This window comes from Agromyces sp. P1_H4 (genome assembly GCF_056405255.1).
Map to the genome: position 1 here is coordinate 1 of NZ_JBFUCL010000074.1, position 12,916 is coordinate 12,916.

Here is a 12,916-nt window from a genome sequence, read left to right on the forward strand (position 1 = left end):
GGGCCACGCCGCTCTCGCTCTCCGCCGCCGACCACGTGATCGTCACCACGCTGCTGCGGCCCGACGAGGCGGTCGCGACGATCGCGGCCCTCTCGGGCGAGGAGCTCGCGCGCTTCGCCGTCCCGATCGACGCCGAACCCGACGACGCACGATCGGATGCCGCGGTCGCGCTCGATGCGCTCGGCCTCGCGCTCGCACGGGCACTGGCCCGGGCGGAGCGGGCGCAGCATCCGATCGCCGATATCACCGTGCTCGTCGAGGGCGCGGTCGCCGGCGCACCGCCCGTCGTGATCACCGACGCCCGCCTCGGCGCCGAACCGGTCGACGTGCTCGGCGAGCTGCGCGCCCGCACGCCGGCGCTCGTGGCGATGGAGTCGCGCCTGCTCCTGCCGCTCAGCGTCGAGCCGGCCGCGGTCGCCGCGGCTGCCGCCGAATACGCCGAACTACCGGGCGTGCACGACGTGCTCTACCTCGAGGGCGACACCGGCGTGACGGCCGCCGCCGTCTCGGGCGGACGCGCCTTGGTCGGCGCGCACGGGCTCGCCGCCTCGTTCGGCCACCTGCCGGTGGTGCAGGGCGGCGTACGCTGCGAGTGCGGGCAGCGCGGATGCCTCGCCACGGTGGCGGCGCCGGGCATCGTGCTCGAACGGGCTGGCCTCGACGCCTTCGCCGCGAAGCACGGTCACACCGCCGCCCTCGAGGAGCTCGCCRCCCGCATCGCCGCGGGGGAGGACCGCGCGCGCTGGTCGTGGCTCGACGCGGCGCTCTGGATCGGCCGGGCACTGCAGCTCGTGGTGCCGACCCTCGACCCGGCGATCGTCGTCGTCGGCGGGTACTGGTCGCAGTTCATCGGCGACATCGACACCGCCTACCGCTCGAACCGCCCGACCATCGGGGGTGGCGCGCTCGAGCCGATCCCCAGCATCATCGCCGCGCGGGTCGGGCCCGACGCGGGGTTCCTCGGAGCGCGCCGTCGCGCCCGCGACCGCCTCATCGCACAACCTCTCCTGCTCGCCGGCTGACGCGGTACTCCCGTCGTCGGCCGACGCGGGGGAATGATTCCCCGGCCGGCACGCTTGCACCACTCATGAGTGCGACCGACGCCGGGCCGGTGCCCGTCGGGTTCGTCGATCCCCAGCACGGGATCGACGCGGTGCTGCGCCGCCTGCACTGGAGCGTCCGCGAGTTCGGGCACGAGGTGCTCGACGCGGGCTCGGTGCGGCACGACGGCGGCCGCGGCATCCGATTCCACTACGTCGCGACCGGTGCCGTGGAGCTCCGCCGCACCGGCGTCGAACCGCTCCGCATGCAGGCCGGTGACTTCGTGCTGCTCCCGCACGGCGGCGGCGTCGACGTGCACGCCGAACGGGAGACGCGGCTGCTCAGCGGGGCGCTCGCCCTCGAGGGCGCCGACGCCATCGACCCTCGGGTGATGCCCGAGGTGCTGTTCACGTGCGGGTTCCGCGTCGACGAGCCGATCTTCGCCTCCCTCCTCGAGACGATGCACCGCGAGGCGTCGGCCGACCGCCCCGGCAGCGGCTCGGTGATCGAGCGGCTGGCCGACGTCGTGGCCTCCGCCGCCGTGCGCATCTGGCTGGAACGCGGCTGCGGCGACGCCCGGGACTGGCTCGCCGCGCCGGCCGACCCGCATCTCGGCCGGGCGATCGCGGCGATCCATGACGACCCCGGCTCGCCGTGGACGGTCGAGTCGCTGGCACGGCTCGCACGCGCCTCCCGTTCGCAGTTCGCGGAGCAGTTCCGCGACGCGGTCGGCGACACCCCGGCGCGCTACCTCACCCGGGTGCGCATGGAGCACGCCGAGCGGATGCTGCGTGCCGGCGTTCCGGTGACCGACATCGCGTACCGGCTGGGCTACGAGAGCGACGCGGGGTTCAGCCGTGCGTTCCGACGCCACGCGGGCATTGCGCCGAGCCGGTGGCGTCGCGGCGCCGTGGCGACGGTCGCCTAGGCCCGCGCCGAACCGAGGTCCTGGCGGCGCACGATCTCGGCGATCCAGATCGGCGCGAACGGTGACGTGCAGCCGGGCGGCGTGGGGTAGTCCTTGAGCACCTCGAGCCGCTCGCCGATGCCGATCGCCCGGGCGCGGTACTCGGGGTGGTGGATGCCGATGGCGGCGAGGCACTCGTTCATGGCCCACTGCAGGCGGTCGGGTGCGTCCTTCATGCGCGCCTCGATGACGTCGAGCAGGCCGGGCAGGTCGAGCCCGTCCGGGCTCTTCGCGACGCGGTCGCTCGTCAGCGTCCATCCGGCGCTCGCGACGACCGGATCGGGGTCGGCGAACCAGGCGACGCGGAGCTCTTCGACGTGGGGGTTCTTCTTGACCACGTAGCTGATGAGCCAGTCGTGCACCTTGGGCACGCGTGCGTCGCGGAGCATGCCGTCGAGCTCGGCCGCCGTGTACGCCTTGGGCCGGCCGATCAGGATGGCGACGAGACGGGCGGGCGTGTCCTCGGTCGCCCAGAGCTCGGCGGCGAGCTCGGGCTGGGTGCCGAGGCGCTTGGCCACCGCCCGCAGCTTGGTGAGGTTGACGCCGTGGTCGTCGCCGTGGCGCTCGTTCACCGCCCGGATCTTCGGATCCTCGAGGGCGGCGAGGTCGGCCATGACCCGGCCGACCGTGATCTCCGGTGCCGACTGTACCGCCACGACGATCTCCTCCGCTTCGCTGCCCCGCGATCCCAGCATACGAGCGAGGCCGGGCGATCGAAGGTCGAGCGCCCGGGGCCGCTCGGGCAGCGCCGCCTACACGCGCCGGCGAGCGCAGCTCAGCACGGCCGCGCCGATCACCGCGGCGAGGCCGCCGCCGAGGAAGGCCCACTGCACGCCCACGGAGTCGATGAGCAGGCCGCCGACGGCCGCGCCGATCGTGATGGCGATCTGGAATGCCGCGACCACCAGTCCGCCGGCGCTCTCGAGCCGTTCGGGCGCGACGTGCGCCATCCACGTCTGCACCATCGTGGGCACCGCGCCGAACCCGACGCCCCAGACGAACACGGTGACGAAGGCGAGCGGGAGGCTGGAGCCGAGCAGGGCGAACACCACCGTGCCCACGCCGATCGCGACGGGCGCCGCGATCACCAGCACGGGCAGGCGACGATCGGCGAGCGGACCGGCGACGGCGTTGCCCACGAAGCTGGCGACGCCGTAGACGAGGAGCAGGAGCGCGAGCAGCTCGGGCGTGAGGCCGCTGACGCCCTCGAACGCCGGGCGCAGGTAGGTGAAGCCCATGAAGTGGCCGCCGGCGATGAGCACGATGGCGAGGATGCCGGTGGCGACGACGGGCATCCGCGCGGTCTGCAGCAGCGTGCGGAATCCGGGAGCGCCACTCGGCGGGATGGACGGCAGCGTGGCCAGCTGCGCGGCGAGCGTCACGAGCCCTGCCGCCGCGGCGAGGAGGAACACCGCGCGCCACCCGAGCAGCTCGCCGAAGTACGCGCCGGCAGGCACGGCGGCGATCGTGGCGAGCGAGACCCCCGCGTTCCCGATCGTCATGGCACGACCGAGCCGGTCGGCCGGCACGAGCTGCGCGGTGACCGCGAGCGACATCGCCCAGAAGCCCGACAGCGCGAGGCCGAGCAGCAGCCGCGACGCGAGCATCAGGCCGAACGCCGGCGAGAGGGCGACGAGCACGTTCGACAGGATCGCGAGGGTCGTGAGCCCCGTCATCACCCACCGTCGGTCGACGCGGGGCAGGGCCGACACGATGAGCGGGCCGCCGATGATGCCGCTGATGCTCGTCGCGGTGACCAGCTGGCCCGCCGCGCCCTCGGAGATGCCGAGGTCGGCGGCGATCGGAGACAGCAGGCTGGCGGGCAGGAACTCGCTCGTCACGAGCGTGAAGATGCCGAGCCCGAGCGAGACCACGGCGAGCCACGCCGTGCGGGGCAGGCGGCCGACCGTGGCGGGCGCCGGGTGCACCGGCGTCGACAGCGTGTTCGTTGACATGGGACTCCTTCAGGTTCGCATCCCAGCCTCGCGCGCGGCATCCGCTCGCACCCGACCGATCGTCGCCACGACCCGACCGTTCCTCCGGGAAGCGACGTCGCACCGGCGGCGAACGGCGGTCAGGCCCGGGTGTGGCCGGCCGCCGACCCGCTGCCGTCGGCCGCCGACGCCTTCGGGCGCCGTGGACCGAACAGCGATCGCACGCCCCAGACGGTGACCCGCACCATCGCCTCGAGCACGATCGCCGGGCTCATCTTCGAGTGGCCGCGCACGCGCTCGACGAACGTGACCGGCACCTCCACGACGGTGAGCCCGACCTCCCGCGCGTGCCAGAGCATGTCGACCTGGAAGCCGTAGCCGCGGGTGTGCACGTCCTCGAGGCGGATGCGGCGCAGTCCGGCCGCGCGGAACGCCCGGTAGCCCGCGGTCGCGTCGCGCGTGTCGAGCCGCAGCACCATGCGGGCGTAGGCGCTCCCCCACTTCGACAGCAGCTCCCGGTGGCGCGGCCAGTTCTCGATGGAACCGCCCGGCACCCACCGCGAGCCGATCACGAGGTCGGGACGCCGGCCCGCGGCATCCGCGCGCTCGAGCGCCCCGAGCAGGCGGGGCAGCTGCTCGGGCAGGTGCGAGCCGTCGGCGTCGAGCTGCACGATGGGGTCGTAGCCGCGCTCGAGCGCCCAGCCGAAGGCCGCCAGGTAGGCCGCGCCCAGGCCGTCCTTCGAGGTGCGGTGCAGCACGGCCACCGCCGCGTCTGCCGCGGCGAGCTCGTCGGCGAGCTCGCCGGTGCCGTCGGGCGACGAGTCGTCGACGACGAGCACGGATGCCGCGGGCACCGCCGCGCGCACCCGGGCCACCATGTCGGCGAGGTTCTCGCGCTCGTTGTAGGTCGGTATCACGACGAGTGTGCCGGCCATTCGCTCCCTCACTCGCGCAGGCGTGTCCGCGCTATCGTAACCGCCCACGCCGTGCGTGGAGTGCGGCAGGGAGCGTCAGCGCACCGAGCGTCAGCGCACGCCGGCCATGAGCCGCAGCACAGGCTTGCGGCCGAACCAGAGCGCCGCGCCGAGCACGACCGCGATGCCGCCGAGCACCGCGAAGTACGTTGTCTGGTTCACGACCGTGTAGAGCTGCGCGAGCACGCCCGCGATCGACGTGCCGAGCGCCACCGAGAGGAAGAACAGCGCGACCATCTGGGTGTGGAACACCCCCGGCGCGAGCTTCGTGGCGACCGACAGCCCGACCGGCGAGAGGAGCAGCTCGGCCACGGTGAACACGAGCAGGATGAGCACCATCCAGAGCAGCGGCGTGGAGCTCGGACCGCCGTCGGCGAACGGGAGGAACAGCAGGAACGCGAGGCCCATCAGCACGGTGCCGAGCGCGAACTTCACGGGTGTCGACGGCTGGCGCTCGCCGAGCTTCGTCCACATCGCGGCGAATACGCCCGACAGCACGATGATGAAGACCGGGTTGATCGACTGCACCCACGGCACCGGCATCACCCAGCCGAAGATGCTCCGGTCGAGCTGCTCGTCGGCGTAGATCGTGAGCACGGTGAACTGCTGCTGGTAGAGCGACCAGAACGCGACGCTCGCGATGAAGAGCGGGATGAACGCGAAGACGCGGCTGCGCTCGACCGAGGTGATGCGGTGGCTGCGCAGGATGACCACGAAGTACGAGATCGTGGCGACGATCGTGGCGCCGACCACCCAGGTCGCGATGTTGCCGGCGTTCAGCAGGCCGGTCAGCACGAGCACGACGACGAGCAGGATGCCCGCGACGGCGACGCCGATCATGAGGCCACGCCGCGAGCGCGGCAGCGGGTTCGGCACCACGGATGCCACGGCCGGCAGCCCCTTGCGTCCGAACGCGTACTGGGTGAGGCCGATGGCCATGCCGATCGCGGCGACGGCGAAGCCCCAGTGGAATCCCCACGTGTCCTGCACGAGGCCGGTGATCAGCGGGCCGAGGAACGCGCCGAGGTTGATGCCGAGGTAGAACAGCGAGAACCCGGCGTCGCGCCTCGGGTCGTGCTCGGAGTAGAGCGTGCCGACCACGCTCGTCGCGTTCGCCTTGAGCCCGCCCGAGCCGAACGCGACGAGCACGAGACCCACCCCGACGCCCAGGAACCCGGGCAGCGCGGCGAGCGCGATGTGGCCGCCCATGATCACGATGGCGCTGTAGAAGAGCACCCGCTCGGAGCCGAGCAGCCGGTCGGCGATCCACGCGCCGAGGATCGTGGAGAGGTAGACCGCCCCGCCGTACGCCCCGACGATGCCCGCGGCGACGGCCTGGTCGACGCCGAGACCGCCGTCGGAGAGCGAGTAGTACAGGTATAGCAGCAGGATCCCCTGCATGCCGTAGAAGCTGAACCGCTCCCACATCTCCACGCCGAAGATGTGCACGAGCGGCCGTGGCTGCCCGAAGAATCCGTGGTCCCCCGAGGTGTCGCGCTCGGCGTCGTCGGTGACGACCGGCTGGCCTGGCTCGTGCTCCCCCGGGGCAGGTTCGATGACGCTGCCCATGGGGGGAAGGGTACTCCTCCCCGAGCGGATGCCGCGAGCACGAACACCCCGCTTGCCCCGGTGGCGGCGGCGATGGTGGACTGGCGCCATGCCGGCTGGGACGACCACGATCGGGATCGTGCGCCTCGCGTGGGGCGATCCCGGCTCGTTCGACCGCGTACGCGCGGAGCGGCTGCTGGGGCCGGCCGAGCGCGAGCGCGCGGCGAGCATCGTCGCGCCCGGACGGCGCGACCGCTTCCTGCTGGGTCGCCTGCTCGCGCGCGACCTCGCCGCCGCGGCGGGCGAGGTCCGCGCCGAAGACGTGACCGTCACGGCCGTGTGCGATCGCTGCGGAGCCGAGCACGGGCGACCGCGGCTGCGCTGGCCGGATGCCGCAGGCCCGCCGCCCGAGGTCAGCCTCGCGTCCTGCCCGGGGCTCGTGATCGCAGCGCTCGCACCCGCCGGCGTCCCCGTCGGCGTCGACGTGGAGCGTCCCTCCGCGGCGCACGGCGACGACCGCGCCCGGCGCTCCGACCTCGCTGCCGTTCTCGGCGGCTCACCTCGCACGGTGGTGCGCCGCTGGGTGCGCGCCGAGGCCGTGCTCAAGGCCGACGGACGCGGCCTGCGGGAGGATCCCGCCTCGGTCGTCGTGCACGGGACCATCGCGCGCATCGCCGGCGAGCCGACGCCCTATCGCCTGATCGATCGGCGGATCGCCGGGTGTCTCGTCAGCGTCGCGGTGGGACCGGTTCCACCGCCGGGCTGAGGCGCGCTCCCGGCGGCAGGGGCGGGAGTTCGGGACGGTGGAGCCAGGTCTCGAAGAAGGTGCCGACCGGACGCCCCGTGAGTTCGGAGACGAGCGCGATGAAGTCGGCGGTGGTGGCCGTGGCGTGCCGGTGCCGCGTCGTCCACTCGCGGAGCACCGCGAAGAAGGCGTCGTCGCCGACGAGGAGCCGCAGGGCGTGCAGGGTGAGGGCGCCGCGCTTGTAGAGGCGGTCGTCGAACATGCGCGCGGCGCCCGGGTCGCCGATGAGCAGGTCCTCGGGCAGCCGCGAGAGGCGGGCGTGGTGGTCGCGCGCGATCCGGTCGATCGGGGCCGCGCCCGAGGCATCCGCCCACAGCCATTCGGCGTAGCAGCAGAACCCCTCGTTGAGCCAGATGTCCTGCCAGCGGGCGAGGCCGACGCTGTTGCCGAACCACTGGTGGGCGAGCTCGTGGGCGATCAGGCGCTCCTCGCCGCCGTGGCCGTCGATGTGGTTCGCGCCGAAGACCGCGAGCCCCTGCGCCTCGAGTGGGATCTCGAGGGCGTCGGCCGTCACGACGACGGCGTAGCGCTCGAACGGGTACGGGCCGAACGCCGCCTCGAACGTCGCGAGCATCCGGGGCACCGGCGCGAAGTCGGCGGCGACGCGTCGCTCCAGCGGCCGGGGGAAGTACACGGCGCCCTCGGCCTCGTCGAACACGAGCCGCTGCGTCACGTACCGCCCGATCTGCAGCATCACGAGGTAGCTCGCCGTCGGCTCGCGCTGCACGTAGACCCAGACCCCCTGGCCGCTGACGACCCGGTGGTCCTCGAGCTCGCCGTTGGCCACGACGGTGTACGCGGCATCCGTCTCGACGCGGATGCGGTAGCTCGCCTTGTCGAACGGGTGGTCGTTGCACGGGAACCACGTCGGCGCACCCGACGGCTGCGACGCCACGAGCACCCCGTCGTCGAGCTCCTCCCAGCCGATCGCGCCCCAGGCTCGCGTGCGCCGCGGCTTCGGGGCTCCGCCGTACTCGACGACGACGAGGAACTCGGTGCGGGCCTCGATCGGCCGCTCCGGCGTGATCCGCAGCTTGCCCTGCACCTGCCGGAAGTCGGCGCGGCGCCCCTCGACCCGCACGGCCGACACCGAGAGGCCGACGAGGTCGAGGCTGAACCGCGCCAGCCGCTGGCTCGAGTGCAGGAGCAGCTCGGCCGTGCCGTCGAGGCGGTTGCGGGCGATGCGGTAGCGCAGCGAGAGCGCGATCGACACGGTGCGGTAGCCCCCGTTGCCGCTCTGCGGCAGGTACGCGTCGCCCGCCGTGTCGGCGCMGATCTCCGAGGCGTGCATCAGCGCACCTGCGCCCGGTAGTCGGCGATGCGCACGGCCCGCCACGGGCCGATGGGGTTGCCGCTCCATCGACTGCCGACCGGCACCTCCTCGCCTCGCATCACGAGCGAGGCGGGGCCGACGGTCGCATGGGCGCCGATGCGCGCCGCGGGCAGGATGACGCTGTGGGGCCCGAGCGTGGCGCCCGGCTCGATCGTGACCCGGTCCATGCTCATGATTCGATCATGGAACAGGTGCGTCTGCACCACGCAGCCGCGGTTCACCGTGGACCCGTCGCCCAGCGTCACCAGGTCGGCCTCGGGCAACCAGTAGCTGTCGCACCACACGCCACGGCCGATGCGAGCGCCGAGCGTGCGCAGCCAGGCGGCGAGCGCCGGGGTGCCGGCCGCGGCGCGGGCGAACCACGGCGCCGCCACCATCTCGACGAACGTGTCCGACACCTCGGTGCGCCACACGAAGCTCGACCAGAGCGGATGCTCCCCCGGTCGGATGCGCCCCACGAACACCCACTTCGCGACGGTCGACACGAGCGCGGCCACGCCGCCGGCCACGAGCATGACCACCCCGCTGAGGAGCAGTGCTGCGAACGCGCCCCACGCCAGGGTGAGCAGCCCGAGGGTGAAGAGCACGCCGAGCCCGATCGCGCAGGTGACGAACACGGGGATGATCCGGCAGAGCTCCCAGAGCGTGCGGGCCACGCGCAGGCGCCGCGGCGGCCGGTAGGTGCGGCTCTCGTCGCCCTCCAGCGCCGCACGCCGCAGTCGCACGGGGGGCGAGCCGAGCCACGACGTCCCGGCCTTCGACTTGGCCGGGGCGACCGACAGCACCGCGACGAGCGCATCCTTGGCGAGTCGGTGCCCCGCGGAGGCGATGCCCGAGTTGCCGAGGAACGCGCGCTTGCCGATGCGGGCGCGCTCGAGGCGCATCCACCCGCGCTGCAGCTCGTAGGAGGCGACCATGGTGTCGTCGGCGAGGAAGGCGTGATCGTCGATGGTCGCCATCGACGGGATGAGCAGCACGGTCGACGCCTCGACCCCCCGACCGACCTCAGCCCCGAGCATGCGCAGCCACACGGGGGTGAACAGGCTCGAGTACAGCGGGAAGAGGATCGTGCGCGAGGCGTCCATCAGTCGCTCGGTGGTCCACGCCTGCCACCCCACCCGGCTGCGCACCGGATGCCGCCCCTCATGCAGCCCGATCGCAAGCAGCCGCACCGAGACGACCACCAGTCCGGCGAACACCACCCCCGCGACGAGCGTCGCCGGCACGAGCCAGGCGAGCGCCCGGAGGGCCGCCTCGGCGAGCGTGGACGAGCCCGCGATGCCCATGGCGATGAGGGCGCCGCCCGTCGCGAACGCCGCGATCGGCAGGAGGGCCAGGAAGAGCGAGGAGAGGCCGTAGGCGAGGAGCCACCGCCGCGGCCTCGGCGGGACGTCGCTCGTCAGCTCGGCGGGTCCGATCCGCTCGGCCGGCGAACCCGCCCAGCGCTGACCCGACGGCACGCGACCGAACACGGCGGATCCCGGCGCGATCTCGGCGCCCCGGCCGATGCGGGCGCCGGGCAGCAGCGTGCTCCGCGCGCCGACGGTCGATCCGGCGCCGATCCGCATTCGCCCGATGCGCACGACGTCGCCGTCGATCCAGGTGCCGGCGAGGTCGACCTCCGGCTCCACGGCCGCACCGTCGCCGATGGTGAGCATGCCCGTGACCGGCGGCAGGGTGTGCAGGTCGACGTCCTGCCCGATGCGGGCGCCGAGCGCCCGCGCGTAGTTGGTCACCCAGGGCGCGCCCGAGAGCCCGACCGCGTCGACCTGGTGGGCGATCTGGTCGGCGAGCCACATGCGCAGGTGCACGGAGCCGCCTCGAGGGTAGTCGCCGGGCTCGAGGCCGGCGAGCAGGAGCCGGGCGCAGGCCACGGCGATGCCCATGCGCCCGAACGGCGTGGCGAAGATCGCCAGGCCGAGGAGCAGGAGCCACAGCGGCACGGTCGGCAGCGCGCCGAAGTCGRGGCTGATCGCGTCGAGGATCGCGGTCGCCGTGAGGAGGTAGAGCAACCAGCGCGCCCCGCTCAGGATGAACAGCGGCACGCCCACGAGGGTCTGCAGCCACTGCGTCCCGCGCGGCGTCGGCACCGGCTGGCGGAACGACGCGGCACCGGCGTCGCCGTCGGGAGCGCGCGCGTCGACCTCGTCGGCCATCGCGCCGAGCCTCGGATGGTCGTAGATGTCGGCCACGGTGAAGTCGGGGTCGCGCGTGCGGATCCGGCTGACGAGTTGCGCCGCGGCGAGCGATCCGCCGCCGAGGTCGAAGAAGCTCGCTCCGGCGTCAGAGACGGGCACGCCCAGCACCGCCTGCCACTGCTCGGCGAGCCAGGCGGCGGATGCCTCGAGCCCCGCGGCATCCGGCTCGACACCCGGAAGCGGCCACGGCAGTGCGGCGCGGTCGACCTTGCCCGACGTGCGCGTCGGGAGGTCGTCGACGACGGCGAGGAGCGGGACGAGGGCGGCCGGYAGCTCCGCGGTGAGCCGAGCCCTGGCCGCTGCGGCGTCGAACCCGTCGGTCACGGCGAGGTAGCCCACGAGCACCTGGTTGCCCGCTTCGGTGCGGCGCACCGCCGCCGCGGCGCCTGAGACGCCGGGCAGTGCCTGCAGCGCCGACTCGATCTCGCCGAGCTCGATGCGACGGCCGCCGACCTTGACCTGGTCGTCGGCGCGCCCCTGGAAGAGCAGGCCCTCGGGGTCGAACGTGACGAGGTCGCCCGACCGGTACGCCCGGTCCCAGCCCAGCGTCGGCATGGCGGAGTACTTGGCGGCGTCCTTCTCGGGGTCGAGGTAGCGCGCCAGCCCGACCCCGCCGATGATGAGCTCGCCGACCTCGCCGTCGCCGACGGGCCGCCCCTCGGCGTCCACCACGGCGAGCGCCCACCCGTCGAGCGGCAGGCCGATCCGCACCGGCCCGACCCCGTCGAGGAGCGCGGCGCACGCGACCACGGTCGCCTCGGTGGGGCCGTACGTGTTCCACACCTCCCGATCGGGCGAGACGAGCCGTGCGGCGAGCTCGGGCGGCACCGCCTCGCCGCCGAAGATCAGCAGGCGCACGTTCTCGATCGCCTCGGCGGGCCACAGCGCGGCCAGCGTGGGCACGGTCGACACGACCGTGATGCCGTGCGCGACCATCCACGGGCCGAGGTCCATGCCGCTGCGCACGAGGCTGCGGGGCGCCGGCACGAGGCAGGCCCCGTGGCGCCAGGCCAGCCACATCTCCTCGCACGAGGCGTCGAACGCGACCGACAGGCCGGCGAGCACGCGATCGCCCGGTCCGATCGGGGCGGGCTGCAGGAACAGCCGGGCCTCGGCATCGACGAATGCCGCCGCGGAACGGTGCGTCACCGCCACGCCCTTCGGCGTCCCCGTCGACCCCGAGGTGAAGATGATCCACGCGTCATCGTCGAGCTCCGGAGGCGACGCGATCGGCATCGCGTGCGTGCTGGGGTGCGGCGGGGCGCCGTCGAAGAGGGCCGGCGGTGCGGCATCCGGTGCAGCCCTGGCGTCGCCCGCCTCACTCGACGCAGGGGGTGCGCCCGGTGCACCCGGTGCGCCGGCGAGCACGCCGCCGCGCGTGATCACGCCCTGCACGCCGGCCTCGCCGAACACGAGCTGCGCGCGCTCCTCGGGGTCGTCGGCGTCGACCGGCACGTACGCCGCACCCGCCGCCATCGCCCCCAGGATCGCGATGTAGAGCTCGCGCGATCCCGACGGCATCCGGATGCCGATCCGGTCGCCGCGACGGATGCCCGCAGCGTGCAGCCGCGCCGCCGTGCGCACCACGCGCGCCATGAGCTCCCGGTAGCTGAGGGCTCCGTCCGCGTCCTCGAGCGCCGAGGCGTCGGGGTGGCGATGCGTCGTCTCACGCAGCACGTCGATCAGCGTTCGCGCCGAGGGCGCGAAGCTCGAGCGGTCGAGGACCCCAGCGGCGTCAGCGGTCACGTGGCCTCCTGCTCGAAACGGATGCCGGGCGGGTCACGATCTTGGCTCGCGCCCGGCATCCCAAGCCTCAGCCGCCGAGGGAAACGACCAGTTGCGCCTTCGTGAACCGGGAGTATCCGGTCACGCCGCGCTCGCGCGCGAGGCGTCGCAGCTCGACGATGTTCTTCGCAGCGAGGTCGGACGAGGCGGCCGGCGCCGCAGGAGCCGTCTTCGCGGCCGACGCCGGCTTCGGGGCCGTCGACTTCGCCGCTGGTGCGGCCTTCGGCGCCGCGCGCTTCGCCGGAGTCGTCTTCGCCTGCGTCGTCTTCACGGTCGCCGCGGTCTTCACCGGCTTCGGCGCAGCGGCGACCTTCACCGGCTTCGGCACAGC

The 12,916-nt window shown here is 73.7% G+C and carries 10 protein-coding genes; 3 read left to right on the top strand and 7 right to left on the bottom strand.

The window, feature by feature from the left end; translation table 11 throughout:
• Together AC1DY2_RS06870 and AC1DY2_RS06875 are read left to right on the top strand one after the other, a co-directional pair.
• On the top strand, positions 1-1,022 hold a 1,022-nt coding region (locus AC1DY2_RS06870; protein ID WP_476761741.1), incomplete at its 5' end, for an ROK family protein.
• Positions 1,023-1,087: 65 nt separating this feature from the next.
• Positions 1,088-1,969 carry a helix-turn-helix transcriptional regulator gene (locus AC1DY2_RS06875; protein ID WP_476761742.1) on the top strand — a complete coding sequence of 294 codons (882 nt, stop codon included), beginning with the start codon at positions 1,088-1,090 and terminating at the stop codon, positions 1,967-1,969.
• Here the strand turns inward: AC1DY2_RS06875 and AC1DY2_RS06880 are convergent.
• From AC1DY2_RS06880 to AC1DY2_RS06895, 4 genes are all read right to left on the bottom strand, one after another.
• Positions 1,966-2,622, bottom strand: coding sequence for a DNA alkylation repair protein (locus tag AC1DY2_RS06880; RefSeq protein WP_476761750.1), 657 nt, complete (start codon positions 2,620-2,622; stop codon positions 1,966-1,968). The genes AC1DY2_RS06875 and AC1DY2_RS06880 overlap by 4 nt on opposite strands.
• Positions 2,623-2,760: 138 nt before the next feature.
• The gene (locus tag AC1DY2_RS06885) at positions 2,761-3,963 is read right to left on the bottom strand and encodes an MFS transporter (protein ID WP_476761743.1); all 1,203 of its coding nucleotides are present in this window, start codon (positions 3,961-3,963) and stop codon (positions 2,761-2,763) included.
• Between the two features lie 119 nt (positions 3,964-4,082).
• Complete coding sequence (locus AC1DY2_RS06890) at positions 4,083-4,877, bottom strand: polyprenol monophosphomannose synthase (RefSeq protein ID WP_476761744.1); 795 nt, start codon at positions 4,875-4,877, stop codon at positions 4,083-4,085.
• A gap of 90 nt (positions 4,878-4,967) precedes the next feature.
• On the bottom strand, positions 4,968-6,485 hold the full coding sequence (locus AC1DY2_RS06895) for a peptide MFS transporter (RefSeq protein WP_476761745.1): 1,518 nt from the start codon (positions 6,483-6,485) through the stop codon (positions 4,968-4,970).
• Positions 6,486-6,573: 88 nt separating this feature from the next.
• Between AC1DY2_RS06895 and AC1DY2_RS06900 the strand changes: the two genes are divergently transcribed.
• On the top strand, positions 6,574-7,230 hold the full coding sequence (locus tag AC1DY2_RS06900; protein WP_476761746.1) for a 4'-phosphopantetheinyl transferase family protein: 657 nt from the start codon (positions 6,574-6,576) through the stop codon (positions 7,228-7,230).
• Here the strand turns inward: AC1DY2_RS06900 and AC1DY2_RS06905 are convergent.
• From AC1DY2_RS06905 to AC1DY2_RS06915, 3 genes are all read right to left on the bottom strand, one after another.
• The gene (locus tag AC1DY2_RS06905; RefSeq protein WP_476761747.1) at positions 7,193-8,560 is read right to left on the bottom strand and encodes a M1 family metallopeptidase; all 1,368 of its coding nucleotides are present in this window, start codon (positions 8,558-8,560) and stop codon (positions 7,193-7,195) included. The two genes, AC1DY2_RS06900 and AC1DY2_RS06905, sit on opposite strands and share 38 nt — an antisense overlap.
• The gene (locus tag AC1DY2_RS06910; RefSeq protein ID WP_476761748.1) at positions 8,560-12,546 is read right to left on the bottom strand and encodes a Pls/PosA family non-ribosomal peptide synthetase; all 3,987 of its coding nucleotides are present in this window, start codon (positions 12,544-12,546) and stop codon (positions 8,560-8,562) included. Before AC1DY2_RS06910 ends, AC1DY2_RS06905 begins: the two co-directional genes overlap by 1 nt.
• A 67-nt stretch (positions 12,547-12,613) precedes the next feature.
• A partial coding sequence (locus tag AC1DY2_RS06915) for a Rho termination factor N-terminal domain-containing protein (protein WP_476761749.1) occupies positions 12,614-12,916 on the bottom strand: 303 nt, incomplete at its 5' end.